Annotated in this window: 23 protein-coding genes and 1 tRNA gene; 18 read left to right on the top strand and 6 right to left on the bottom strand. The window is 72.8% G+C overall.

The features are described from left to right. Positions 1–3: 3 nt before the first annotated feature. The 4 genes from J4E96_RS15785 to adhE all read right to left on the bottom strand — a co-directional run bounded on the left by J4E96_RS15785 (position 4) and on the right by adhE (position 4,895). Positions 4–1,224, bottom strand: a complete 1,221-nt coding sequence (locus J4E96_RS15785; protein WP_227425792.1) for a pyridoxal phosphate-dependent aminotransferase — start codon at positions 1,222–1,224, stop codon at positions 4–6. A gap of 155 nt (positions 1,225–1,379) precedes the next feature. After that, entirely contained in the window at positions 1,380–1,508 is a 129-nt protein-coding gene (locus J4E96_RS15780) for a molybdopterin oxidoreductase (protein WP_227423017.1), read from the bottom strand. A gap of 136 nt (positions 1,509–1,644) precedes the next feature. After that, a complete protein-coding gene (locus tag J4E96_RS15775) occupies positions 1,645–2,112 on the bottom strand; it encodes a hypothetical protein (RefSeq protein WP_227423016.1) in 468 nt (155 codons plus the stop codon). A gap of 113 nt (positions 2,113–2,225) precedes the next feature. Continuing rightward, the gene (gene adhE / locus J4E96_RS15770; RefSeq protein WP_406619962.1) at positions 2,226–4,895 is read right to left on the bottom strand and encodes a bifunctional acetaldehyde-CoA/alcohol dehydrogenase; all 2,670 of its coding nucleotides are present in this window, start codon (positions 4,893–4,895) and stop codon (positions 2,226–2,228) included. Positions 4,896–5,172: 277 nt separating this feature from the next. Between adhE and J4E96_RS15765 the strand changes: the two genes are divergently transcribed. After that, on the top strand, positions 5,173–6,414 hold the full coding sequence (locus J4E96_RS15765) for a CynX/NimT family MFS transporter (RefSeq protein ID WP_227423015.1): 1,242 nt from the start codon (positions 5,173–5,175) through the stop codon (positions 6,412–6,414). A gap of 546 nt (positions 6,415–6,960) precedes the next feature. Here the strand turns inward: J4E96_RS15765 and J4E96_RS15760 are convergent. Further along, a tRNA-Arg gene (locus tag J4E96_RS15760) sits at positions 6,961–7,033 on the bottom strand. Between the two features lie 68 nt (positions 7,034–7,101). Then, a complete protein-coding gene (locus J4E96_RS15755) occupies positions 7,102–7,755 on the bottom strand; it encodes a FadR/GntR family transcriptional regulator (protein WP_227423014.1) in 654 nt (217 codons plus the stop codon). Positions 7,756–8,022: 267 nt separating this feature from the next. Between J4E96_RS15755 and J4E96_RS15750 the strand changes: the two genes are divergently transcribed. The 17 genes from J4E96_RS15750 to J4E96_RS15670 all read left to right on the top strand — a co-directional run bounded on the left by J4E96_RS15750 (position 8,023) and on the right by J4E96_RS15670 (position 25,784). After that, positions 8,023–9,027: a DUF4190 domain-containing protein gene (locus J4E96_RS15750; protein WP_227423013.1), complete on the top strand. Its 1,005-nt coding sequence runs from the start codon at positions 8,023–8,025 to the stop codon at positions 9,025–9,027. 123 nt (positions 9,028–9,150) lie between these two features. Beyond that, the gene (argS, locus tag J4E96_RS15745; RefSeq protein ID WP_227423012.1) at positions 9,151–10,830 is read left to right on the top strand and encodes an arginine--tRNA ligase; all 1,680 of its coding nucleotides are present in this window, start codon (positions 9,151–9,153) and stop codon (positions 10,828–10,830) included. Further along, positions 10,827–12,188: a diaminopimelate decarboxylase gene (gene lysA / locus J4E96_RS15740; RefSeq protein ID WP_227423011.1), complete on the top strand. Its 1,362-nt coding sequence runs from the start codon at positions 10,827–10,829 to the stop codon at positions 12,186–12,188. The genes argS and lysA overlap by 4 nt, the downstream gene beginning before the upstream one ends. Before the next feature lie 222 nt (positions 12,189–12,410). Beyond that, positions 12,411–13,799, top strand: a complete 1,389-nt coding sequence (locus tag J4E96_RS15735; RefSeq protein WP_227423010.1) for a homoserine dehydrogenase — start codon at positions 12,411–12,413, stop codon at positions 13,797–13,799. Next, the gene (gene thrC, locus J4E96_RS15730) at positions 13,799–14,869 is read left to right on the top strand and encodes a threonine synthase (protein WP_227423009.1); all 1,071 of its coding nucleotides are present in this window, start codon (positions 13,799–13,801) and stop codon (positions 14,867–14,869) included. Before J4E96_RS15735 ends, thrC begins: the two co-directional genes overlap by 1 nt. Before the next feature lie 10 nt (positions 14,870–14,879). Beyond that, entirely contained in the window at positions 14,880–15,815 is a 936-nt protein-coding gene (gene thrB / locus J4E96_RS15725; protein ID WP_227423008.1) for a homoserine kinase, read from the top strand. 362 nt (positions 15,816–16,177) lie between these two features. Then, positions 16,178–18,310, top strand: a complete 2,133-nt coding sequence (gene rho / locus J4E96_RS15720; protein WP_227423007.1) for a transcription termination factor Rho — start codon at positions 16,178–16,180, stop codon at positions 18,308–18,310. Positions 18,311–18,459: 149 nt separating this feature from the next. Beyond that, positions 18,460–18,711, top strand: a complete 252-nt coding sequence (gene rpmE, locus J4E96_RS15715) for a 50S ribosomal protein L31 (RefSeq protein WP_227423006.1) — start codon at positions 18,460–18,462, stop codon at positions 18,709–18,711. A 105-nt stretch (positions 18,712–18,816) separates the two neighbouring features. Continuing rightward, positions 18,817–19,914 carry a peptide chain release factor 1 gene (gene prfA, locus J4E96_RS15710; RefSeq protein ID WP_227423005.1) on the top strand — a complete coding sequence of 366 codons (1,098 nt, stop codon included), beginning with the start codon at positions 18,817–18,819 and terminating at the stop codon, positions 19,912–19,914. Continuing rightward, positions 19,911–20,843: a peptide chain release factor N(5)-glutamine methyltransferase gene (gene prmC / locus J4E96_RS15705; RefSeq protein WP_406619956.1), complete on the top strand. Its 933-nt coding sequence runs from the start codon at positions 19,911–19,913 to the stop codon at positions 20,841–20,843. The genes prfA and prmC overlap by 4 nt, the downstream gene beginning before the upstream one ends. Positions 20,844–20,866: 23 nt before the next feature. Next, on the top strand, positions 20,867–21,505 hold the full coding sequence (locus J4E96_RS15700) for an L-threonylcarbamoyladenylate synthase (protein WP_227425789.1): 639 nt from the start codon (positions 20,867–20,869) through the stop codon (positions 21,503–21,505). After that, a complete protein-coding gene (locus tag J4E96_RS15695) occupies positions 21,502–22,683 on the top strand; it encodes an MraY family glycosyltransferase (protein WP_227423004.1) in 1,182 nt (393 codons plus the stop codon). The genes J4E96_RS15700 and J4E96_RS15695 overlap by 4 nt, the downstream gene beginning before the upstream one ends. Continuing rightward, the gene (locus J4E96_RS15690) at positions 22,680–23,120 is read left to right on the top strand and encodes a hypothetical protein (protein ID WP_227423003.1); all 441 of its coding nucleotides are present in this window, start codon (positions 22,680–22,682) and stop codon (positions 23,118–23,120) included. The genes J4E96_RS15695 and J4E96_RS15690 overlap by 4 nt, the downstream gene beginning before the upstream one ends. A gap of 92 nt (positions 23,121–23,212) precedes the next feature. Then, positions 23,213–24,070, top strand: a complete 858-nt coding sequence (gene atpB / locus J4E96_RS15685; protein WP_227423002.1) for a F0F1 ATP synthase subunit A — start codon at positions 23,213–23,215, stop codon at positions 24,068–24,070. 87 nt (positions 24,071–24,157) lie between these two features. Further along, positions 24,158–24,388, top strand: a complete 231-nt coding sequence (atpE, locus tag J4E96_RS15680) for an ATP synthase F0 subunit C (RefSeq protein ID WP_227423001.1) — start codon at positions 24,158–24,160, stop codon at positions 24,386–24,388. Continuing rightward, a complete protein-coding gene (locus tag J4E96_RS15675; protein WP_227423000.1) occupies positions 24,385–24,972 on the top strand; it encodes a F0F1 ATP synthase subunit B in 588 nt (195 codons plus the stop codon). Before atpE ends, J4E96_RS15675 begins: the two co-directional genes overlap by 4 nt. Beyond that, positions 24,972–25,784, top strand: coding sequence for a F0F1 ATP synthase subunit delta (locus tag J4E96_RS15670; protein ID WP_227422999.1), 813 nt, complete (start codon positions 24,972–24,974; stop codon positions 25,782–25,784). The genes J4E96_RS15675 and J4E96_RS15670 overlap by 1 nt, the downstream gene beginning before the upstream one ends. The last annotated feature ends 50 nt before the right edge of the window (positions 25,785–25,834 follow it).

Here is a 25,834-nt window from a genome sequence, read left to right as displayed (position 1 = left end):
CGCCTATCGAGCCGCGAGTTCCGCCAACCGGATGACGGCCTCGCGCAGCACCGACTCGCGCTTGACGAACGTGAACCGGACCGCCGACCGCAGCGCCGCGTCGGCGGCGGAGCCCGCGCGCGTGAACGCGCTCACCGGCACGCCCACCACGCCCGCGAGCTCGGGGAGCCGACGGCAGAGCTCTGCGCCGTCGTCGAAGCCGAGCGGCGCGCCGTCGGCGACGACGAAGTACGTGCCCTGCGGCCGGATGACGTCGAAGCCCGCGCGCTCGAGCCCTGCGCACAGCAAGTCGCGCCGGCCCGCGAGTGAGGCGGCGAGGTCGACGACCCACGCCGAGGCGGCGGCGTCGGTCAGTGCGGTCGCGACCGCGGGCTGGAACGGCGCGCCGGACACGTAGGTGAGGAACTGCTTGACCGTGCGGACGGCCTCGACGAGGGCCGCGGGGCCGGCGACCCAGCCGATCTTCCAGCCGGTGAACGAGAAGGACTTGCCCACGGACGAGATCGTCAGCGTGCGGGCGGCCATCCCGGGCAGCGTCGCCACGGGGATGTGCTCCGCGCCGTCGTAGACGAGGTGCTCGTAGACCTCGTCGGTGATGACGATCGCGTCGTGGGCCGTGGCGAGCTGGGCGATCAGGGTCAGCTCGGCCCGCGTCAGGACGGTGCCGGTCGGGTTGTGCGGAGAGTTCAGCAGCACGATGCGGGTCCGGTCGGTGAAGGCCAGGCGCAGCGCCGCGGGGTCGAGCCGGAAGCCGGCCGGGCCGCGGACGAGGGGAGCGGTCGTGTGGGCCGCTCCCGCGAGCGCGATGACGGCGGCGTACGAGTCGTAGAACGGCTCGAGCGTGAGGACCTCGTCGCCGGGGCCGGCGAGGGCGAGCACCGCGGCGGCGAGCGCCTCGGTCGCGCCCGTCGTGATGAGCACCTCGGTCTCGGGATCGACCTCGAGCCGGTAGTGGCGGCGCTGGTGGGTCGCCACCGCCGCGCGCAGCGCGGGGATGCCGGCGCCCGGCGGGTACTGGTTGTGGCCGGCCTCGATCGCCGCCATCGCGGCGCGCTTGATGGCCTCCGGGCCGTCGACGTCAGGGAAGCCCTGGCCGAGGTTGATCGCCCCGGTGCTCGCCGCGAGTGCCGACATCTCGGCGAAGATCGTGGGCCGCGTGCCGCCGTCGGGCGCGAGCAGGCCGGTCGCCCGCAGGACGTCGCGCCAGCGCCCGGCCGTGCTCACGGGGCGCCCGTCGGCGGGGGAGGGGGCGCCCGGGAGGGTGCCGGGTTGGGCTGGCTCGGTCGTCGGCGTCACCCGGTGAGGCTACGCGGGCGGCGCCGCAGGCCGTCGGAGCGGGCTGGTGGAGCGGGCTGGTGGAGCGGGCAGTCGGTGCAGCGTCAGCCGAGGCCGACGGCGCCCGCGAACCCGCCGAGCAGCAGGAGCCCGAGCGACCCCCAGGCGGCGACGGTAAACCATGCGGGCGCATGCGCCCTGCGCTGGCCCTGCCGTGCGCCGTTGATGGTCATGTCTGTGAGATCGGCTCAGGCCGCAGTCATGACATGGGTTTCGAGGGCGAACTTGAGCGTTCACCCGTTCGGAGTAGTTGCGCTCGCAATTATCGGGACCAAGGGCCCAGGCGGTCGGGCCGGTCGGTCGATCCGGTCAGCCCTGCGTCGCGTCGAGCTGCGCGCTCAGGTCGTCGATCTGGGCGGACAGCGCCTCGAGCGCGGTCTTCGTGACGCCGTCGACGGATGCCGCCGCGGAGTCGAGCTGGGCTTGGGCGTCGGCGAGTGATGCCTCGGCCTCGGCGACCGCGGCGCTCGCCGAGCTCCCGTCGGCGCTCGCCTCGTCGATCGCCGTCGTCGCCGAGCCGATTGCGGCCGACGACGCGGCGATCGCGTCCTCGACGGCGGCGCGTGCCTCGGGGGTCACATCCTCGAGCTGGGTGCGGGCGTCGTCGATGGCGGTCTGGGCCTGCTCGGCGCTCTCCTTCGCGCCCTCGACGGCGGAGGAGAGCGACGCGCTGAGCTCGCCGAGATCGGGCGTCGAGCCGTCCGAGCAGCCAGCCAGCGCGAGGGTCGCGACGACGGCGGCGGTGGCGGTGATCGTCCGGGTACGGGTCGTTCGCACGGGGGCCTCCTGAAGGTGGGAAACCCCCATTGTGCCCGGCGTCGTCGCGCGGCGAGGCCCGGCCGCCAAGGTCAGGGCGGCACGGCCGGGCCTCCGAGGCGCAGCCGCCGAGGTCAGGCCGGCGTGGCGAGCTCGGGGACCGCGTCGGCCCGCGCGCGCCGCTCCCGCACGTCCGCGACCGACGTGCCGTAGTACGCCGCGGCCATGAGGTCCTTCATGTCCGCCCGCATCGGCATCCGCGGGTTGGCGGGCGCGCACTGGTCCTCGTAGGAGCCCATGGCGAGCTCGTCGAGCCGCCCCATGAAGTCGGCCTCGGCGACGCCCCACGCCGCGAACGACGCCGGGATGCCGACCTTCGAGCGCAGCGACTCGAGCGCGAGCGCGTAGGACTCGACGCCCTCGGCGGGGGTCTGCGCCGGCAGCCCGAGCATCGCCGCGATCTGCTGGAAGCGCTCGGGGGCCACGTAGCTCTCGTACTTCGGCCAGCTCGTGAGCTTCGACGGGACGGTGCCGTTGTACCGCACCACGTGCGGGAGCAGCACGGCGTTGGTCCGCCCGTGCACGAGCTTGAACGTCGAACCGAGCGTGTGCGCCATCGCGTGCACGATGCCGAGGAACGCGTTCCCGAACGCCATCCCCGCGATCGTGCCGGCGTTGTGCATCTTCTCGCGCGCGTCCGATGTCTCGGGCTCCCCGGGCGCGCCGTTGACGCTGACCGCGAGGTTCTCGAAGATCAGCCGGATCGCCTGCAGCGCCATGCCGTCCGTGAAGTCGTTCGCGTACACGGACACGTAGGCCTCGGTCGCGTGCGTCAGCGCGTCGAAGCCCGAGTCGGCCGCGAGCGAGCTCGGCATCATCGCGGTCAGCACCGGGTCGATGATCGCGACCGTCGGGGTGAGGGCGTAGTCGGCGAGCGGGTACTTGTGGCCCGTCGCGGTGTCGGTGATCACCGCGAACGGCGTCACCTCGGCGCCGGTGCCCGAGGTCGTTGGGATGCACACGAGGCTCGCGAGCGCGCCCAGCGTCGGGAACCGGAACGCGCGCTTGCGCACGTCGAAGAACTTCTGCTTGAGGTCCGAGAAGTTGATCTCCGGGTGCTCGTAGAGCAGCCACATGACCTTCGCCGCGTCCATCGGCGAGCCGCCGCCGAGCGCGATGATCGTGTCGGGCGCGAAGGCGCGCATCTGCGCCGCGCCCTTCTGCACGGTCGTGACGCTCGGCTCGGGCTCGACGTTGTCGATGATCTGCAGCGAGATCTTGTCGGGGCGGCGACCGAGCACGTCCAGCACCTTGTCGACGAAGCCGAGTCGCGTCATCGTCGTGTCCGTCACGATGGTCACCCGGGTGACGTCCTCCATGTCGGCGAGGTAGCGGATGGCGTTCGGCTCGAAGTACGTCTTCGCGGGGACCTTGAACCACTGCAAGTTGTTGTTCCTCCGGCCGATCCGCTTGATGTTCACGAGGTTGATCGCCGACACGTTGTTCGACACCGAATTGCGGCCGTACGAGCCGCAGCCGAGCGTGAGGGAGGGGATGAACGCGTTGTAGATGTCCCCGATGCCGCCGAGCGACGACGGCGCGTCGCGAATGATCCGGATGGCCTTGACGCGCGTGCCGAACTCCTCGGCGAGCGCGTCGTTGCGGGTGTGGATCGCGGCGCTGTGGCCCAGCCCGTCGAACTCCACCATCTGCTCCGCGAGCCGGATGCCCTGCTCGGTCGAGGTCGCGCGCAGCACCGCGAGCACGGGGGTGAGCTTCTCGCGGGTCATCGGCTCGACCGGCCCGACCTCGCCCACCTCGACCAGGAGGATGGACGTGTCGGCGGGGATCGTGAAGCCGGCCTGCGCGGCGATCCAGGTGGGGCTCTGGCCGACGACGGCGGCGTTGAGCTTCGCGCCCGCGCAGTTCTTGTCGTGCGCAGCGACCCCGAAGATGAACTTCTCGAGCAGCGCCTTCTCCTTCTTGCTCACGCGGTAGGCGTGCAGCACGGCGAACTCGGCCATCGCGGCGTCGTAGATCTCGTCGTCAAGGATGACGGCCTGCTCGGACGCGCAGATCATGCCGTTGTCGAAAGCCTTCGACAGGACGACGTCGTTGACGGCGCGCTTCAGCTTCGCGGTCTTCTCGATGTAGGCGGGCACGTTCCCGGCGCCGACGCCGAGCGCGGGCTTGCCGCACGAGTACGCGGCGCTGACCATCGCGTTGCCGCCGGTCGCCAGGATGAGGGCGACGCCCGGGTGGTGCATCAGCTCGTTCGTCGCCTCGATCGAGGGCGCCTCGATCCACTGGATGCAGTTCTCGGGGGCGCCCGCCGCGATCGCAGCGTCGCGCACGACGGTCGCCGCGGCGACCGACGACTGCTGGGCGGCCGGGTGGAACCCGAAGATGATCGGGTTGCGCGTCTTGAGCGCGATCAGGGACTTGAAGATCGCGGTCGAGGTGCCGTTGGTCACCGGCGTGATGCCGGCGACGACGCCGACGGGCTCGGCGATCTCGATGATGCCCGTGAGCTCGTCGCGGCTGATGACGCCGACGGTCTTGAGGTCCGCCATCGAGTGCGTGACGTGCTCGCACGCGAAGATGTTCTTGACCGCCTTGTCCTCGAAGACCCCGCGCTTGGTCTCGGCGACGGCGAGGTCGGCCAGCAGCCCGTGCTTGTCGAGCGCCGCGACGGCGGCCTTCTTGACGATGTGGTCGATCTCGGCCTGGTCGAACCTCGCGTATTCGGCGAGCGCCTTGGTCGCTGCGGCGACGAGGGCATCGATTGTCGACGGTGTTGTCACGGGTGCTCCCGGGGTGGGTGGTGGCAGGGGACAGATCGCCTTTGACCTCGACACCAAAATACGAGGAACGGTCGCCGGTCTCGTGCGCCGAAAGTCCTAAACCTCCCAGTTCGACAATCCCGCCGGTCGTCGGGCGCCTCGCGGTGGGGCGGGTGCGGATTCATCCCAGGTTAAGGTCGGGCCTGCCCCGCCTGCCCTGCCCGCCCCGCCTGCGTCGACGGCGCCGGCGCCGGGCCCGCGAACCCCGGGCCCGCGAACTCTCGTCAGGAAGGCCCCGATGGTCGCGTTCGGCCGACCCCAGCCGTGGCACGGACGAGGGATCGCGCTCCTCGGGATCCTGCTCGTCGGGCTCAACCTCCGGATCGCCGTCGGCGCCGTCTCGCCGATCCTGGACGTCGTGCGGGTCGACCTGGCCCTCACCGGCGTCCAGGCCGGCGTGCTCGGCACGATCCCGGTCGCGTCGTTCGCGCTCTTCGGCTCGCTCGCGCCGCTGCTCGCGCGCCGGTTCGGGCTCGAACCGACGCTGGTCGCCGCCATGGTGGCGTCCGCGGGCGGCGAGATCGTGCGCTCGAGCGTCGCGACGCCGTCGGCCTTCCTCGTCTGGACCGTGATCGCGCTCGCGGGCATGGGGATGGGCAACGTGCTGCTGCCACCGCTCGTGAAGCGGTACTTCGCGGACCGGATCGGTGCCGTCACCTCGATGTACTCGGTGGCCATGTGCTTCAGCACCACCCTGCCGGCGCTGCTGGCCGTGCCGATCGCCCGGGAGTACGGCTGGCGCGTGACGCTCGCGTCCTGGTCGGTGATCGGGCTCGTCGCCGCCGTGCCGTGGGTCGTGGTGATCGCACGGTCGGCGCGGCTGCGGGCCGAGCTGGGCGGCCTCTGGCGGGGCTCGGCGCGGCGCGAGCCCGGGCGGCCGGGGTCCGCGCGCGCTCGCGGCCGGGTGTGGCGCAGCCCGCTCGCGTGGTCGCTCGCGGGCCTGTTCGGGTTGAACTCGCTCAACGTCTACGCGATGTTCGCCTGGCTCCCGCAGATCCTCGGCGACGCCGGGATCAGCGCGGAGCACGCGGGGCAGTGGCTCGCCCTGTTCGGCATTCTCGCCCTACCGGGATCGTTCGTGGTCCCGTCGCTGGCGGCCCGGATGAACAGCCCGTTCTCGCTCGTGGTGGTGTTCGGCGCCTGCTTCGTCAGCGGGTACGCCGGGCTGATGCTCGCGCCGACGCACGGGACGCTCGCGTGGATCGTGCTGCTCGGCGTCGCGCCGAGTGCGTTTCCGCTGGTCATCACGCTGCTGAACCTGCGGACGCGGACTCAGCGCGGCGGCGTCGCGCTGTCGGGGTTCGTCCAGGGCGTCGGCTACGGCCTGGCCGGCCTCGGTCCGGTCGTGGTCGGCGTCCTCTACGTCGCGACGGGCGGCTGGGCGGCGGCGATCGCGTTCCTGCTGGCGACGGTGGTGCTCATGGTGCTCGCCGGCGCGATCGCGTGCCGGCCGATCATGCTCGAGGACAGCTGGACCTGACGACCCGTGCTGGCGACGTGCCGACCGGTGCCGACACGTGCCGACTCGTGCCGTGCCGACGCGTGCTGTGCCGACGCGTGCCGCTACGGCGTCCTCGCCTCGTGTTCTCGGTGACCGGCCCGGTCGGAGGCCTGGCGCCGCGCGCCGAGCGAACCGCAGCGACGCGCGGGGGACAGGAGGGGCTGGTGGGGCCTGTGGGATGGTTCGAGCGTCACGGTGGTGCACTCGGGCAACTCGCGCGTCGGTGAGGTTCGCCGTCCGCGCGGAGCATGGTGCGGATGTGACTGGTGGGGCCTGTGTGGATTGCCGGGAGCCACACCTCTGCGGTTCTGTCACCTGCTCCGCGCGGAAGCACTCGGCAAGCACTCGAACGCACCCGGCAAGCACTGGGACGCACGCGGACAAGCACTCCGCCGCAATCGGACAATCACGCGCGCGCACATGCACGCCAACGGGCGACCGGCGAGGGCCGGGTCGAGCCGCGCCACCGGGGGAATGTCGCGGGCACGACGCGGGCACGGCCGGAATTCACGCAGACAAGCAGGGTGCCCGCGAAAGGATTCGAACCTTCGACCTTCCGCTCCGGAGGCGGACGCTCTATCCACTGAGCTACGCGGGCATGCACCAGAAACTGGCCCGGGGGATGACACTAGCGCACCCGGCGGGCGGGTCGCGATCGGGTCGGGCTCAGCCCTCGCCGAGCTGCTCGGACAGGTAGCTCGTGATCTCGCGGACCGCGCGGTCGACGTCGCCGTCGGCGATCGCGTCCACGAGCCCGTCGTGGCTGTCGTGGGTGTGCGCCGGGCGCTCGAAGTTGAAGCGGATGTTCTCCCCGATCGCGCCGACGAGGCTCTCGTAGAGCGCGAGCAGCACCGGGTTGCGCGCGGCCCGGGCGATCGTGCGGTGCAGCGCCAGGTCGGTCGTGACCATCGCGTCGAGGTCGCCCTTGCGGTACGCCTCCGTGCGGTCGTTGCGGCGCGCGCGCAGCTCGGCGAGCTCGGCCGGCGTCCGGCGCCGCGCGGCGAGCCGGGCAGCCTCGACCTCGAGCGACCGGCGCACCTCGAGCACGTCGCGCTGGCGGGCGAGCGCGATCTCCCGCCCGATCGTGACGCTGAGCTCCGAGCTCGCGATGACGAACGTGCCCGAGCCCTGCCTGCGCTCGAGCAGGCCCGCGTGCACGAGCGACTGCACTGCCTCACGGACGGTGTTGCGGCCGACGCCGAGCATCTCGACGAGCAGCGGCTCGGCCGGGATGCGTTCGCCCACGGGCCAGCCGCCGTCGGCGATCTGGGCGCGCAGCCGCGCGACGGCCTGGTCGATCAGTCCCGGGTGTCGAGTCATCCCAGGTATTCTCCTCCACGATCGCGCCCGCGGCGCCAACTGGACCGCGCCGTCGCGCCAGGCGCGCCGTCGCGGCGGCGTCGACCCCGCCCGGACGCGCCCCAATCACCCATGTCTGTGCGCTTTGTCCAAATGCGGTGCGCGCGGTCCGGGTGAATCTTTCCGATCGACCGAGAAAGTGCCCGATTGCCAGCCGGAACTGCCTATTTCTAGGTGCATACTGTGTATTTACTGTACACATTTTTCGACAGCAGAGGCTGGGGCACAGTGAGCACGGAACCACAGGATCCTTCCCGCCGCGACGACGTGCCGCCGGCGGCGCCGGGGTATCCGCCCGCCGAGCCGCAGCCGTTCGGGCAGTCGCCGTACGGGCAGACGCAGCCGTTCGGGCAGGACAAGCAGCCCGAGCCCTTCGGTGAGCAGCCGGCGTTCAGCCAGTCGCTGCCGACCAGCCAGTCGCTGCCGACCGGTCAGCCGCCGACCGGCGACGTGCCGCCCGGGCAGCCGCCGTACGGGCAGGCGTCCTACGGCCAGGCGCCGTACGGCCAGCAGCCCGCCCCGGCCGCCACCGACGGCATGTCGATCGCGGCGCTCGTGACCGGGATCCTCGGCCTCGGCGCCGTTCCCATCGTGCTCGGCATCGTCGGGCTCAAGCGCACCAAGGCCAACCACACGGGCGGCCGCGGGTTCGCGATCGCCGGCATCGTGCTCGGTGGCCTGGGCGCCCTGACGTGGGCGATCGCCGGCGTCATCTTCGCGATCGGCGTGATCGGCCTCGGCGCGGCGTCGCAGTCGATCGACGACCTCGCGAGCTCGCTGCCCACCACCAGCACCGAGGAGTCCGCGGCCCCCGACGAGTCGAGCGAGGGCGATTCGCTCGCCGGTGCGACGACCTGGCTGTACGACCTCACGCCGCTCACGGTCGACGTCTTCTCCACCGACGTGATCACGCCCGACGACGCGATCGTCGCCACGGGCGCCTCGGAGGCGTACACCGCGACGTACACCAACGGCACCTCGACGGCGGACGCCGTCCTGACGGACTGGAACACCGAGGAGGAGAGCGACCTGTGGGCCGCTGCCGAGCGGGCGTCCTTCACCGCCGAGCAGCTCATGGACTCGGGCGAGGACACCGAGAGCGACGCGAAGTACGAGGTCTACACGGTCGACGGCGTGACGACCGTCATCGCGACGAACGCCACGATCGCATTCACGATGACGGGCACGGACGCCGACGCCGTCTGGGAGCTGTACAAGGTCTTCCCGTACTGAGTCGTTTCCCCTGACGCGGGCCCGCCGGTGCACACCGGCGGGCCTGCGCTGCGTTCGGGCGGTCGCACGCCCGCCGTCGCACGAGCGCGCTGGCCCCCGCCCCGCACTCGGTACCCTGCGGGGGTGACACCTGCCAGCCTTTCCGAGGCCCTTCGCTCCGCCCTGCTCGCCGCCGTGACCGACGGCACCTTCGCTCTCGAGGCGGCCGACATCCCGGCCTCGGTGCACCTCGAGCGCCCACGGCAGCGCGAGCACGGCGACTGGTCGACGAACATCGCCATGCAGCTTGGCAAGAAGGCCGGGCTCGCGCCCCGCGCGTTCGCCACCGAGCTGGCCCGCCGCCTCGCCGACGTCGACGGCGTCGGCGCGGTCGACGTCGCGGGGCCGGGCTTCCTCAACATCCGGCTCGAGACGGCCGCGGCCGGTGAGCTCGCGCGCTCCGTCGTCGAGGCGGGTGCCGCCTTCGGGCGCGGCGAGACGCTGGCGGGGGAGTCCATCAACCTCGAGTTCGTTTCGGCCAACCCGACCGGACCGATCCACATCGGCGGCGTCCGCTGGGCCGCCGTCGGGGACTCGCTCGCGCGCATCATGCAGGCCGCCGGCGCGAGCGTCGCCCGGGAGTACTACTTCAACGACCACGGCGGCCAGATCGACCGGTTCGCCCGGTCGCTGCTCGCCGCGGCCCGCGGGCAGGAGGCGCCCGAGGACGGCTACGGCGGCGCGTACATCGCCGAGATCGCCGCGCAGGTGATCGCGGGCGCGGCCGCCGCCGGCGCGCCCGACCCGACGTCGCTCGCCGACGACGCGGCCCAGGAGGCCTTCCGCGCCGCCGGGGTCGACCTCATGTTTGCGGAGATCCGCACGTCCCTGCACAACTTCGGGGTCGACTTCGACGTCTACTTCCACGAGAACTCGCTGCACGAGTCCGGCGCCGTGACCCGCGCGATCGCGCGCCTACGTGAGCTCGGCCGGATCTACGAGCAGGACGACGCGACGTGGCTGCGCACCACCGACTTCGGCGACGACAAGGACCGCGTCATCATCAAGTCGGACGGCGAGGCGGCGTACATCGCTGCCGACCTGGCCTACTACCTGGACAAGCGCGAGCGCGGCTTCGACCGCGTCATCATCATGCTCGGCGCCGACCACCACGGGTACGTGGGTCGGATGATGGCCATGTGTGCCGCGTTCGGGGACACGCCCTGGACCAACCTCGAGATCCTGATCGGCCAGATGGTCAACCTTCTCAAGGACGGCCAGCCGGTCCGGATGTCGAAGCGCGCGGGCACGGTCGTGACGATCGACGACCTGGTCGACGCCGTCGGCGTGGACGCCGCCCGGTACTCGCTGGCCCGGTCGTCGACCGACTCGATGCTCGACATCGACCTCGACCTGCTCACCAAGGCGACCAACGAGAACCCCGTGTTCTACGTCCAGTACGCCCACGCGCGCACGGCGAACGTCGCCCGCAACGCCGCCGACGCGGGGGTCCGGCGCGAGGACGGCTTCGACGCGTCGCTGCTCGACCACCCGGCCGACGGCGTGCTGATCGGCGCGCTCAGCGAGTACCCGCGGGTCGTCGCGCAGGCGGCCGAGCTGCGTGAACCGCACCGGGTCGCGCGCTACCTCGAGATGCTCGCCGGGTCGTACCACAAGTGGTACGACCAGTGCCGGGTCGCGCCGTTCGGCGACGAGGAGGTCACCGACGTGCACCGCACGCGGCTCTGGCTCAACGACGCCACCCGCCAGGTGCTGGCCAACGGCCTGGACCTGCTCGGCGTGACCGCCCCGGACCGCATGTGAGCGCGGCGGATCTCGACCCGGCCGTCTGGGCGAGCGGAGTCCGGCGCGGCGCCGACGGCGCGCTCGAGGTCGCGGGCGTCGACGTGCGCGACCTCGCCCGCGAGCACGGCACGCCCCTGTACGTGCTCGACGAGGCCGACTTCCGGGCCCGGGCGCGCTCCTTCCGCTCGGCGTTCACCGCGGCGTTCGCCGGCATCGGGACCGAGGTCGACGTGTACTACGCCGGCAAGGCGTTCCTGAGCGTCGCCGTCGCGCGCTGGGCGCACGAGGAGGGCTTGCGTGTCGACACCGCGACCGGCGGCGAGCTCGCCGTCGCGCTCCGGGCTGCGGTGCCGGGCGCCGACATCGGCCTGCACGGCAACAACAAGTCCGACGCCGAGCTCGAGCGGGCGCTGGACGCGGGGGTAGGGCGCATCATCGTCGACTCCCTCACGGAGATCGACCGCCTCGCCGCCATGGTCGCCGGACGCGGCGACGGCCGGCGCGCGCCGGTCATGGTGCGCGTCACGACCGGGGTGCACGCCGGCGGGCACGAGTACATCGCCACGGCCCACGAGGACCAGAAGTTCGGCCTCTCGATCGCGGGTGGGCAGGCGATGGCCGGCCTGCGCGCGGTGCTGTCCCACCCCGAGCTTGAGCTGCTCGGCGTGCACTCCCACATCGGCTCCCAGATCCTCGACCCCGCGGGGTTCGCCGAGGCCGCCCGCAAGCTGCTCGTGCTGCGCGCCGACCTGGCCGCCGCGACGGGGCACCTGGTGGCCGAGGTGGACCTCGGCGGCGGCTACGGCATCGCCTACCTGCCCGGGGAGGTCCCGATCGAGCCCGGCCGGGTCGCCAAGGACCTCGCGGGCGTCGTCGGCGGGGTCTGCGCCGAGCTCGGCACCGCGGTGCCGCGCATCTCGATCGAGCCGGGCCGCGCCGTCGTCGGCCCCGCGATGTTCACGCTCTACGAGGTCGGGACGGTCAAGCCGGTCACGGTCGACGGCGAGCCGCCCTTCACGCGCACCTACGTTTCGGTCGACGGCGGCATGAGCGACAACCTGCGGCCCGCGCTCTACGGTGCCCGGTACACCGCGACGCTCGCGAGCCGCCCGGGCGCGGCGGACACGGTGCTGTCCCGCGTGGTCGGCAAGCACTGCGAGAGCGGCGACATCCTCGTGCACGACGTCGACCTGCCCGCCGACGTCGCGCGCGGCGACCTGCTGGCCGTCCCCGCGACCGGTGCGTACGGCCGCTCGATGGCGAGCAACTACAACCACGTCCCGCGCCCGCCGGTCCTCGCGGTGCTCGCGGGCCGCTCACGCGTCCTGGTCCGCCGCGAGACGGAGGCCGACCTCTTGGCCCTCGACGAAGGCTGACGGCCGGCGACCTGACGGTGAGGTAGTCCCTGCGCGGTGAGGTAGTCCCTGCGTAGGGACTACCTCGCCGCCGATGGACTACCTCACCGCCGATGGACTACCTCGCCGCGGCCGATCTACCTCGGCGCCGCACTATCCTGGGGGCGCCGCCGCGGGTCGACCGCGAGCGGGGTAGTCAGCCCAACGGCGCTGGCAGGACCCACAAACGAAGGGCGCGCACACGTGGCTGCTCCGGACAGCGCGCCGCACGGCGCGGCGCACGACGGCGCGACGCGGGGCCCGGTGCGTGTCGCCGTGCTGGGCTGCGGCGTCGTCGGCACGCAGGTCGTGCGCCTGCTCACCCAGCAGCGGGACGACCTCGCCGCGCGCGTCGGCGCGCCGCTCGAGATCGTCGGCGTAGCCGTCCGCGACGTCACCGCCCCGCGCGCCGGCGTCGACCCCGCGCTCCTGACGACCGACGCCGAGGCGCTCGTCGCGCGCGCCGACCTCGTCATCGAGGTGATCGGCGGCCTCGAGCCCGCCCGGAGCCTGATCCTGCGCGCGATCGCCGCCGGCGCGTCGGTGGTGACCGCCAACAAGGCGCTGCTCGCCGCGGACGGCCCCACGCTCTACGCCGCGGCCGAGGCCGCCGGCGTCGACCTGTACTTCGAGGCCGCCGTCGCCGGGGCCATCCCGCTCGTGCGCCCGGTGCGCGAGTCGCTGGCCGGCGACCGCATCCTGCGCGTGCTCGGCATCGTCAACGGCACCACCAACTACGTGCTCGACCAGATGGCGACCGAGGGGCTCGACCTGTCCACCGCCGTCGCGCAGGCCCAGCAGCTCGGCTTCGCGGAGGCGGACCCGACCGCCGACGTCGAGGGCTTCGACGCCGCCGCCAAGGCCGCGATCCTCGCCTCGCTCGCGTTCCACACGCGCGTGCCGCTCGAGCTCGTGCACCGCGAGGGCATCGCCGCGATCACCGCCGACGACGTCGCCTGGGCCGCGCGCACCGGGCACGTCGTGAAGCTGCTCGCGATCGCGGAGCGGACCGACGAGGGCGTGTCGGCGCGCGTGCACCCCGCGCTCGTGCCCGCGAGTCACCCGCTCGCCGGCGTGCACGGCGCGTTCAACGCGGTGTTCGTCGAGGCCGAGGCCGCCGGCGAGCTCATGTTCTACGGCCGCGGCGCGGGCGGCGCCCCGACGGCCTCGGCGGTGCTCGGCGACGTGGTCTCGGCCGCGCGGCACCGCGTGCACGGGGGGCTCGGCCCGGTCGAGTCGACGTACGCCGACCTGCCGGTGCTGCCGGCCTCGGCCGCGCTGACGCGCTACCAGGTGCGGCTCGACGTCGCGGACCGCCCGGGCGTGCTCGCCCAGGTGTCCGCGGTGCTTGCCGAGCACGGCGTCTCGATCGAGGCCGTGCGGCAGGCGCCCCAGCTCGTCGCCGCCGATCCGGCCGCCGATCGCGAGGCCGGTCCCGGCGCGGCCGCCAGCGGCGCCCCGGCGTCGCTCGCCCACCTGATCATCACCACCCACGCGGCGACCGACGCCGCGCTGTCGGCCACGGTCGCGGCGATCGCCGAGCTCGACTCGGTGACCCGCGTGGTCTCTGTCCTGCGAGTCGAAGGAGCCTGATGGCCCACCAGTGGCGCGGAGTCATTGCCGAGTACGCCGAGCGCCTGCCGGCGCACGTGCGTGAGCGCATCATCACGCTCGGCGAGGGCGGCACGCCGCTCGTCGCCGCGCCGGCGCTCTCGGAGCTCACGGGGGCACAGGTGCACCTCAAGGTCGAGGGGATGAACCCGACCGGCTCGTTCAAGGACCGCGGCATGACGACGGCCGTCTCCGCGGCCGCCGGCCGCGGCGCGAAGCTCGTCATCTGCGCCTCGACCGGCAACACGTCGGCCTCCGCGGCCGCCTACGCCGCCGCCGCCGGGATGGTGTGCGCCGTGCTCGTGCCGGACGGCAAGATCGCGATGGGCAAGCTCAGCCAGGCGATCGCGCACGGCGCGAAGCTGCTGCAGGTCGACGGCAACTTCGACGACTGCCTGATCGCCGCGCGCAAGCTCGCCGAGAGCTACCCCGTCGAGCTCGTGAACTCGGTCAACCCCGACCGGATCGAGGGGCAGAAGACGGGGGCGTTCGAGGTCGTGGACGCGCTCGGGGACGCGCCCGACATCCACGCGCTCCCCGTGGGCAACGCCGGCAACATCACGGCGTATTGGCAGGGCTACTCCGAGTACCTCGAGTCCGGCCCCGCCACGCGGCGGCCGATGATGTGGGGCTTCCAGGCGGCCGGCGCCGCGCCGATCGTGGCCGGCCACCCCATCAGCGACCCCGAGACGATCGCCACCGCGATCCGGATCGGAAACCCCGCCTCGTGGACGCAGGCCGAGCACGCACGCGACGCCTCGGGCGGCCTCATCGAGGCCGTGACCGACGAGGAGATCCTCGCCGCCCACCGGATCCTCTCGCGCGACGTCGGCGTCTTCGTCGAGCCGGCGTCCGCGGCGGGCGTCGCGGGCATCCTCAAGCTCGCGCGCGCCGGCCGCGTGCCCGCGGGTGCGAGCATCGTCGTGACCGTCACGGGGCACGGGCTCAAGGACCCCCAGTGGGCGCTGCGCACCGCCGACGGCGCCGAGATCACCCCGGTGCGCATCAGCGCCGACGTCGTCTCTATCGCCGACGCGCTCGAGATCGGCTGAGCGCGCCGTCATGAGGCTCGGCTGCGACCACGTCCGGGTCCGGGTCCCCGCGACGAGCGCCAACCTCGGGCCGGGCTTCGACTCGCTCGGCCTGGCGCTGGGGCTCTACGACGACCTCGACGTGCGAGCGCTCGGGTCGGCCGACGTCGTCGTCGACGTCGTCGGCGAAGGGGCCGGCGAGGTGCCGACCGACGAGAAGCACCTGGTCGTACGCGCGCTGCGCCTCGCGCTCGATCACGTCGGCGCGTCCCAGACGGGCCTGCACCTGACGTGCACGAACCGGATCCCGCACGGACGCGGGCTCGGGTCCTCCGCCGCTGCCGTCGTCGCGGGGATCGTCGCGGCGCGGGGGCTGATCGCCGATCCGGACGCGCTCGACGACGTCGTCGCGCTCCGCCTCGCGACGCAGCTCGAGGGGCACCCCGACAACGCCGCGCCGGCGATCCTCGGCGGCGCGACCATCGCCTGGACCGACGCGGACGGCCCACGCGCCGTGCGGTTCGAGCCGCACCCCGACGTCACGCCGCTCGTGCTCGTGCCCGGCAACCGGCTCGCGACGGCCCGCGCGCGCGGCGTGCTGCCGCCCGTCGTGCCGCACGCCGACGCCGCGTTCGGCGCCGGCCGCGCCGCGCTGCTGGTCGAGGCGATGACGCGCCGGCCCGAGCTGCTGTTCCCGGCCACCGAGGACCGCCTGCACCAGTCCTACCGTCGCGCGGTGCTGCCCGACTCGCTCGCCCTGGTCGACGCCCTGCGCGCCAACGGCGTCGCCGCGGTCGTCTCCGGGGCGGGGCCGACCGTGCTGGTGCTCGCGCGCCCCGGGCCCGCTGGCTCGACCGACGCCGACGCGGCCATCGACGCAGCGTTCGGGGGCGTGATGGGAGGGTGGCGTCTCGTCCTCCCGGGCGTGGCCGACGCCGGCGCCCGGGTCGAGCGCGTCGCCGGCTGACGAGCGCGTCGCCGGCTCGCGGGCACGTGGCGGGCGGACGGGCAAACGCCCCGTTCGGGTGAAGGCACGCCGCGCGCCGAGTAGACGCGGGTGTCCCGGTGGTAACATGACGACGCCTCCTGGTCCTGGATCCGAGTACGCGCTATCGACGCGCGGCGGCCGAACTGGGGGCAATCCAGCCCACGTGTTGCGACGCCGCAGTGGCTTTCGATGTCCGAGACCGTCAATGTCCCCGGGCCGTCGAACTTCCTGCGAACTCCCGGCGTATGGCTTGAGCAACGATCCGGCCGTCTGGTGTCGGACGTCGACCGCGGTTCGCACTGTGCACCTGCAGACCGCCGGACGAGGGGGAAGGATCCTTCGTGACTGAAACTATCGATTCCGCCGTGAGTAGCGCCTCGGGCGCCGCTGGCGGAACTGCCCGCAGCGCCGCGGTCTCCGCGATGCGCCTGCCGGAGCTGCAGGCGCTCGCCGCGCAGCTGGGCGTGCCGGGCACGTCCAAGATGCGCAAGAGCGACCTCGTGGACGCCATCAAGTCCCGCCGTAACGGCGGCGCAGCGCAGGCTCGTCGCGACGTCGCGACGACGACCGCCGCCGCCGCCGCGCCGGCCGCCGCCGCGCCTGTCGCGATCGCGCCGGCCGTGACTGCCCCGGTCGCCGAGCGGGCCCCGCGCTCGCGCCGCGCCACCCGCAGCGCCGCCGAGCCCGCCGCGTCGAGCACTGCCCCGTCGAGCGCTGCCCCGTCGAGCACTGCCGTGTCGCAGGCCGCCGCGTCGCAGGCCGCCGCGAGCGAGGCTCCGGCCCGGAGCGCCGAGTCCAACGGCCACGGCGATCGCCCGGCCTCGCACGACCTCGACGTGCGTCGCGCGCTCGCCGAGACGCGGGGGGACCGCGCCGCGCGCGCCTCCGAGGCGGTCGACTCCGTGACCGCCGGGATCGTCATCAACGAGCGGCCCGAGCGAGGCTCGCGCCGGTCCGGCCGGGTCGGCCAGGGCCAGGGCCAGAACCACGACGACGGCGACGACGCCGGGGCCGACGCGGGCGAGGACCATGGCCAGCGCCACGGCGGCCAGGGCCAGAACGGCCAGCAGCCGCAGGCCGGCCAGGGCCAGGCGGGCCAGCAGCGGCAGAGCGCCGGCCGGGGACAGCAGAACCCGGGCACCGCGAACGTCCTGGACGACGACGACGAGCGCGGGGGCCGCCGTCGGCGCAGCCGCGATCGGTACCGCGACCGCGACCGCAGCAAGCGCACGACGCGCGGCGGCCGGCCCGCCGGCAGCGACCTCACGGGGTACGAAGAGGTAGAGGTGAACGACGACGACGTGCTGCTGCCCGTCGCCGGCATCCTCGACATCAAGGACAACTACGCCTTCGTGCGCACGAGCGGCTACCTGCCGGGCGACAACGACGTGTATGTGGCCATGGGCCAGGTCAAGAAGTCCGGGCTGCGCAAGGGCGACGCCGTGACCGGCGCCGTCCGGCAGCCGCGCGAGGGCGAGGTGCCCAACCCGAACGCCGGCCGCAACAGCAAGTTCAACGCGCTCGTCCGGCTTGACTCCGTCAACGGCCGTAGCCCCGACCAGGCGCACGGGCGTGCCGAGTTCGGCAAGCTCACGCCGCTGTACCCGCAGGACCGGCTGCGGCTGGAGACCGAGCCGAACATCCTGACGACCCGCGTCATCGACCTGGTCTCGCCGATCGGCAAGGGTCAGCGCGGGCTCATCGTCTCCCCGCCCAAGGCGGGCAAGACGCTTGTGCTGCAGGCGATCGCCAACGCGATCACGACGAACAACCCCGAGGTCCACCTCATGGTCGTGCTCGTCGACGAGCGCCCCGAAGAGGTGACCGACATGCAGCGCACGGTCAAGGGCGAGGTCATCGCCTCGACCTTCGACCGGCCCGCCGACGATCACACCACGGTCGCCGAGCTCGCGATCGAGCGTGCCAAGCGCCTGGTCGAGCTGGGCCAGGACGTCGTGGTGCTGCTCGACTCGATCACCCGGCTCGGGCGCGCGTACAACATCTCGGCGCCCGCCTCGGGCCGGATCCTGTCCGGTGGAGTCGACTCGAGCGCGCTGTACCCGCCCAAGCGCTTCTTCGGCGCGGCCCGCAACATCGAGCACGGGGGATCGCTGACCATCCTGGCGACCGCCCTGGTCGAGACGGGGTCGAAGGCCGACGAGGTCATCTTCGAGGAGTTCAAGGGCACCGGGAACATGGAGCTCAAGCTCTCCCGGCAGCTCGCGGACAAGCGGATCTTCCCGGCCGTGGACGTCGACGCGTCGGGCACCCGCCGCGAGGAGATCCTCGTGCCGGCGGACGAGCTCAAGATCAACTGGAAGCTGCGCCGCGTGATGAGCGCGCTCGACCAGCAGCAGTCGATCGAGCTGCTCCTGGGCAAGCTGCGCGAGACGCGCAGCAACGTCGAGTTCCTGCTGCAGGTCCAGAAGACCACGCCGACCGGCCCCGGCCAGCGCGGCAGCAGCACGGACTGATCGCAGTACCGACCGATCGCACCACCGCGAGACGCCGCGCGCGGGAAGAAAATCAGCCCGCGCGCGGTTCTGGCACAATGTTCCACCGGTCTCCGGTTCACGTACGCGCGCCGCGCCTGCGACCCGGGGCAGTTACCGAGGAGATTTTCGTGAAGAAGGACATTCATCCCGACTACGTGCTGACGACGGTCACCTGTACCTGCGGCAACACGTTCATGACGCACTCGACCGAGAAGTCCGGCGACGTCCGCGCCGACGTGTGCAACGCCTGCCACCCGTTCTACACGGGCAAGCAGAAGATCCTGGACACGGGTGGCCGCGTCGCCCGCTTCGAGGCCCGTTACGGCAAGAAGAAGGTCGCCGCGAAGCCTGCTGACGAGACGGTCGCAGCCGAGAGCTAGCGACCCCTTGCGCCGGTGGATCCGGGGCGCCGCCCTCCATGGCGGCCCCCGGGCCCACCGGCGTTGTCATGTGTGCTCCAGGTGCAGGCCACAGGAAGGTGCGTCATGAGCGAGGACTTCGGGTCCGCTGAGCAGCTGCTCGCGGAGCATGCCGAGATCGAGACGCAGCTGTCCGACCCCTCGGTGCATGCGGACGCGGGTCGCGCGCGCCGGCTCGGGCGGCGCTACGCCGAGCTCGGCCAGGTCGTCGCCGCGTACCGCGGCTGGCGCCAGGCCACGCAGGACCTCGCGGACGCGACCGAGATCGCCGAGGAGGACGCGTCGTTCGCCGCCGAGCTCGCCGGGCTGCGCACCGCCGCCGAGGAGGCCGCCGAGCGCCTGCGCCGCGTGCTCATCCCGCGCGATCCCGACGACGCGCGCGACGTGATCCTCGAGATCAAGGCCGGCGAGGGCGGCGACGAGTCGGCGCTGTTCGCGGCCGACCTGTTGCGCATGTACCTGCGCTATGCCGAGCGCCGCGGCTGGAAGACCGAGATCATCGAGTCCACCCCCTCCGACCTGGGCGGCTACAAGGACGTGCAGGTCGCGCTCAAGAACCGCGGCAGCGGGCCGGTCGATCCCGCGGCCGGCGTGTTCGCCTCGTTGAAGTACGAGGGCGGCGTGCACCGGGTTCAGCGCGTGCCCGTGACCGAGTCGCAGGGGCGCATCCACACCTCCGCGGCCGGCGTGCTCGTCTTCCCCGAGGTCGACGACCCGGGCGAGCTCGAGATCGACCAGAACGACCTGCGCATCGACGTCTACCGCTCCTCCGGCCCCGGCGGGCAGTCGGTCAACACCACCGACTCGGCCGTGCGCATCACCCACCTGCCCACGGGCATCGTCGTGGCGATGCAGAACGAGAAGTCGCAGCTGCAGAACCGCGAGCAGGGCATGCGCGTGCTGCGGGCGCGCATCCTGGCCGCGCGCGCCGAGGCCGAAGCCGCGGCGGCCTCGGTCGTCCGGCGCTCCCAGGTGCGCACGGTCGACCGCTCGGAGCGGATCCGGACCTACAACTACCCCGAGAACCGGATCGCGGACCACCGCACCGGGTACAAGGCGTACAACCTCGATGCCGTGCTCGACGGCGACCTCGAGCCGGTCGTGCGGTCGGCGATCGAGGCCGACGAGGCGGCGCAGCTCGCCGCGGCCGGCTCCGACGCGTGAGCGACCGCCCTGCGGGGGCCGACGCCGGCCTGGGGGCGGCGCTGCGCGCGGCCGAGGCGACGCTCGCGAGCGCGGGGGTGCCGTCGCCGCGGGCCGACGCCGAGCTGCTCGCCGCACACCTGCTGGGCATCGGGCGCGGCGAGGTCCAGGTCGCGGCGATCCTCGGCCGGCCCGCACCCGCGGGGTTCGCTGAGCTCGTCGCCCGCCGCGCGGCCCGGATCCCGCTCCAGCACCTCACGGGGACGGCGCCGTTCCGCGGGCTCGAGCTCGCCGTCGGCCCCGGCGTGTTCGTGCCCCGGCCCGAGACCGAGCAGGTCGCTCAGGTCGCGATCGACGCGGCCGCCGCGCGGCCGGGCGACCAGGTGCTCGTGGTGGACCTGTGCACCGGCTCGGGCGCGATCGCGCTCGCCGTCGCGCACGAGGTGCCGGGTGCGCTCGTGCACGCGGTCGAGCTCGACGCGGCCGCCCATGCCTGGGCCGAGCGCAACGTCGCGGCCCTGTCGGCCGGCCGGGTCCGGCTGCACCGCGGAGACGCCCGCACGGCACTCGCCGCGCTGGACGGGACGGTCGACGTCGTCGTGTCGAACCCGCCGTACGTCCCGCCGGGCGCGGTGCCGGTCGACCCCGAGGTCGCGGAGCACGATCCCGCGGTCGCGCTGTACGGGCTCGGCGCCGACGGGCTGGAGGTGCCGCGCGGGATCGTCGCCGCCGCGGCGCGGCTGCTGCGGCCGGGTGGCCTGCTCGTGCTCGAGCACGCCGAGGTCCAGGACGCCGCCGCGCGGGCGATGGTCGACGCGACCGGCCTGTTCGGGCCCGCCGAGACGCAGCCGGACCTGACCGGCCGCGCGCGCATGGTCGTGGCGCGCCGGTCGGACGCGGGCCGCCGTCCCCCGGCGACCGCCCTCGACGTGGAACACTCGCCGTCGTGAGCACGCCGGACCGACTCCTGGACATGCAGGACCCCAACACCTGGGGGCCCGCGCTCGACGAGGCCGTCAACGCGCTGTCCCGCGGCGGCCTCGTCGTCCTGCCGACCGACACCGTGTACGGCGTGGCGGCGGACGCCTTCGCCCCCGACGCCGTCGCGGCGCTGCTGGCCGCCAAGGGCCGCGGCCGTCAGCAGCCGCCGCCCGTGCTCGTGCCCGACGCGCGGACGCTCGACGGCCTGGCCAGGGACGTCCCCGCCGCCGTGCGGGACCTGGTCGCGGCGTTCTGGCCGGGCGGGCTCACGGTGATCTGCCGCGCGCAGCCGTCGCTGGCGTGGGACCTGGGCGAGACGCACGGCACGGTCGCCCTCCGGATGCCCGACCATCCGGCCGCGCTCGCGCTGCTGCGCCGCACCGGCCCGCTGGCGGTCTCGAGCGCCAACCGCACCGGCCACCCGGCCGCCCTGGCGGCCGCGGGCGCGCTCGACGAGCTCGGCGACGCGATCGCGGTGTACCTCGACGGCGGCGCCGCGCCGGGCGGGGTCGCGTCGACGATCGTGGACGCGACCGGCGCCCGGCTGCGGCTCGTGCGCGCGGGCGCGATCGACGTCGAGGCGCTGCGCGCGGTCGCCCCGGTCGACGGCCCCGAGGGCGCCGCCGGATGAGGGTCTACCTGCTCGTCCTGTTCATCGCGGCGTCGATCACCTACGTCACGACGCCGATCGCACGGTGGATCGCGCTGCGATCCGGCGCCATCACGGCGGTCCGGGCGCGTGACGTGCACTCGGTCCCGACGCCGCGCCTGGGCGGCATCGCGATGCTCGCCGGGCTCGCGGTCGCGTTCGTGGTCGCCAGCCAGATCCCCTTCCTCGACGGGGTCTTCGAGGACTCCCGCCGCGTGTGGGGGATCCTCGGCGCTGCGACCATGGTCTGCCTGCTCGGGGTCGCGGACGACATCTGGGACCTGGACTGGATGACCAAGCTCGTCGGCCAGGTGCTCGCGGCCGGCTACATGGCCTGGAGCGGGGTCGTGCTCTACCAGCTCCCGATCGGCGTCCTGCTCATCGCGTCGCCGCGGCTGTGGCTGTTCCTCACGGTGCTAACCATCGTCGTGGCGATGAACGCGGTGAACTTCGTCGACGGCCTGGACGGCCTCGCCGCGGGCATGATCGCCATCGGCGGCAGCGCGTTCTTCATCTACTCCTACCTGCTCACCCGCACCGCCAGCCCGACGGACGTGTCCAACCTCGCGACGCTCGTCATCGCCATGCTGGTGGGCGTGTGCCTGGGCTTCCTGCCGCACAACTTCCACCCGGCCCGGATCTTCATGGGCGACTCGGGTTCGATGCTGATCGGCCTGATGATCGCGGCCGCCGCGATCGTGGTCACCGGCCAGATCGACCCGGGCATCGTCACCGGTCGGCAGCGCGTCCCCGCCTTCCTCCCGATCGTGCTGCCGGTCGCCGTCCTGCTGCTGCCGCTCCTCGACATGGCTCTGGCCGTCGTGCGGCGGCTCGGCGCGGGCAAGTCGCCGTTCCATCCCGACCGCATGCACCTGCACCACCGGCTGCTCGCGCTCGGCCACTCCCACCAGCGCGCGGTCGTGATCATGTACCTGTGGACGGCGGTCTTCGCTTTCGGCGCCGCCGGCCTCATCACGCTGTCGACCACGACCGTCCTGGTGATCCTCGGCGTCGCCGTCGTCATCGCGACCCTGCTTACCCTCGGCCCGCTGCGCGCGCGCGTGCGCAGCACCAGCCCGATCCCGCCCGCCGAGACCGCCGAGTCCGCAGGCGCGGCCTCGACGGCCGGCCACACGCTCGACGAGAGGTCCCACCCATGACAGCCGCCGGCGCACCCGCGCCCCGCCCCGATCCGGTCGACGGGGTCTTCCGGGCCGCCCTGCGCGGGATGCTCGCCCTGCTCGCCGCCCTGACCGTGCTCGGGGTGGGGGTCGGGTACGCCGTCGCGGGCACGCCCGGGGTGTGGGGCGCGCTGATCGGCGTCGGGCTCGCGCTGGTGTTCTCGGGCACGACTGTCGTGTCGATGCTGGTGACTTCGGGGTCGTCGCCGACGAAGATGGCGGCGGTCGTGCTGGGAGCCTGGCTCGGGAAGTTCGTCGTGCTCATCGCCGTGCTCGCGGTGCTGCGCGGGCAGGACTTCTATAGCCGCGGCGTGCTCGCGGCGGTGCTGATCGCGGGGGTCATCGGCTCGGCGGCGCTCGACCTGCGGGCCGTGAACGCGGGCCGAGTGCCGTACGTCACCCCGCCCGGAGACTGAGCCCGGCCCGGCCCCCAGGCCGCGCGCGGTACGGTCTGTGGGTTACGCTTCGACCGATTCATGAAGGCAGGCCCGACGGCGCGCGAGCATGAATGCGTCCGCCTGCAAGCCGCGATTTCAGGGAGCACGCACTGTTCAGCCTCGCGACGATCCTTCCCTTAGCCGCTACCGGTGAAGGCGACAGCGGATTTCACGCCCCGTCGATCGCCGACTTCTTCCCCGCGCCGTTCCTCTTCGAGGGCACGCCCTTCGAGTTCAACCGCCTGCAGCTCGTGCGCATGGTCGCGCTGGTGGCGCTTCTCGCCGTCTTCCTGATTGCGGCTCGCCGAGCGACGCTCGTGCCCGGCCGCTTTCAGAACGCGATCGAGATGATCCTGGACTTCGTCCGGGTCAATGTCGCCGAGGAGATCCTCGGAAAGGCGCACGCGCGCAAGTACGTCGCGCTCCTGACGACGATCTTCTGCGCGATCCTGTTCTTCAACCTCACGAGCGTGATCCCGTTCCTGAACATCGCCGGGACCTCGCTCATCGGGCTGCCGCTGCTGCTCGCGCTCTGGGTGTTCGCGATGTACCTCGGCGCGGGCATCAAGGCGCACGGTCTGGGTGGGTTCCTCAAGAACAGCCTGTTCCCGCCCGGCGTGCCGACGTTCATGTACGTGCTGCTCACGCCGATCGAGTTCCTCACGGTGTTCGTGCTGCGGCCCGCGACGCTGGCGATCCGGCTCATGGCCAACATGGTCGCCGGGCACCTCATGCTCGTGCTGTGCCTGTCGGCCACGCAGTTCTTCATCATCGAGGCCGCGCCCGCGATGAAGGCGTTCGGCGCCTTGACCTTCGTGAGTGCGCTCGCGCTGACGCTCTTCGAGGTCTTCGTCGCGGCGCTGCAGGCCTATATCTTCGTCGTGCTGACGGCCGTCTACCTGAGCCTGTCGATCGAAGAAGAGCACTGACCCACAAACTGAGCGGGGACCCGGACGTCCTCGCTTCGCTGAGACGCCCGTCATCCGGCGGGCGCCCTACGGAAGGAACGAGAAATCGTGGACACCATCACTCTTGCCGAGGTCTCCGGCAACGTCGCGACCATCGGGTACGGCCTTGCCGTGATCGGCCCGGGAATCGGTCTGGGCATCCTCATCGGTAAGACGATCGAGGGCATCGCACGCCAGCCCGAGGTCGCCGGCCAGCTGCGCACCACCATGTTCATCGGCATCGGCTTCGTCGAGGTGCTCGGACTGCTCGGCCTGATCACGGGCTTCCTGTTCACATGATCGTCCCGGCGCTGACGGCCGCCGTGCTGGCGGCTGCCGAAGAAGGCTCGGAGCCCCAGGGCATCGAGCTGTTGATCCCGGCGGTCTACGACATCGTGTGGTCGTCGATCGTGCTCGTGATCATCGCGATCGCGTTCTACCGGTTCATCCTGCCGAGCTTCACGAGAATCCTCGACGAGCGCACCGCCAAGATCGAGGGCGGGCTCGCCAAGGCGGAGTCCGTCCAGGCGGAGGCCGACGCGGCGCTCGTGCGCTACACGCAGGAGCTCGCCGCGGCGCGCTCCGACGCCGCGCGCATCCGTGAGGAAGCGCGCGTCGAGGGTGCGGCGATCATCGCCGAGCTGCGCACGAAGGCCTCGGGCGAGGCAGACCGGATCCTGGAGACGGCACAGCGCCAGATCGAGGCCGAGCGCAAGCAGGCGTCGGTCTCGCTGCGCAGCGAAGTCGGCACGCTCGCGACCGCGCTCGCCGGGAAGATCGTCGGCGAGTCCCTCGACGACGTCGCGCGCCAGTCGCGCGTGGTCGACCGGTTCCTGGACGAGCTCGACGCGTCCACCACGGCGGACGCAGGCAAGGGGAAGTGATGCGCGCGACGAGCCGGGTCTCGCTCGAGGAGGCCACCGCGCGGTTCGACCCCGTGCTGCGCGGCGCCGGAGTCCGGGCGTCCGAGCTGGGCGAGCAGCTATTCGCCCTGGTCGACGCCCTCGACGGCTCGGGCTCGTTGCGCCGCACCCTAACGGACCCGTCCATCGACGGCGACGCCAAGGCCGGGCTGTCTCGGGCCGTGCTCGCGCGGGCCACCCCCGAGGTGATCGACCTGGTCGACTCGCTCGTGCGCTCGCGCTGGTCCGCCGAGGCGGACCTGGCCGAGGCGATCGAGGAGCTCGGCTTCCAGGCCGTGCTCGCCTCGGCCGAGGCCGACGACGAGCTGGTCCGCGTGGAGGACGAGCTGTTCCGCATCACGAGGGCGCTCATCGGCCAGCGCGAGGTGCGTCGCGCGCTGTTCGACACCACCGTGGCGGCCGACCGCCGGATCGCGCTCGTCGACCAGATCCTGGCTGGCCGCGCGGCCCCCGTGACGGCGCTCATCGCGCGCCGGGCGACCGCGCACCCGCGCGGGCGCCGGTTCGCCGCGACCCTGGGGCACGCGGGTGACCTCGCCGCCGCGCGCCGCAACCGCCTCGTCGCGTCGGTGACCTCCGCCGCGGAGCTCAGCGACGCGCAGCGCGACCGCCTCGCCGCGATCTTGGGGCAGGCGTACGGCGGCCAGGTCCAGCTGAACGTGACCGTGGACGCCGGCGTGATCGGCGGCCTGCGGATCCAGATCGGGTCCGATGTCGTGGACTCGACCGTGCTCTCGCGCCTCGACGATGCTCGACGACGACTTGCTAGCTGACGGTCGGCGTACTGCCGCACCGCACGACACATTTGACCGGCGCACTGTTG

The organism is Pengzhenrongella sicca (genome assembly GCF_017569225.1).
Lineage (GTDB): Bacteria > Actinomycetota > Actinomycetes > Actinomycetales > Cellulomonadaceae > Pengzhenrongella > Pengzhenrongella sicca.
The sequence above is the reverse complement of the archived record's forward strand: the minus strand, read 5'-3'. Positions and strand labels throughout refer to the sequence as shown.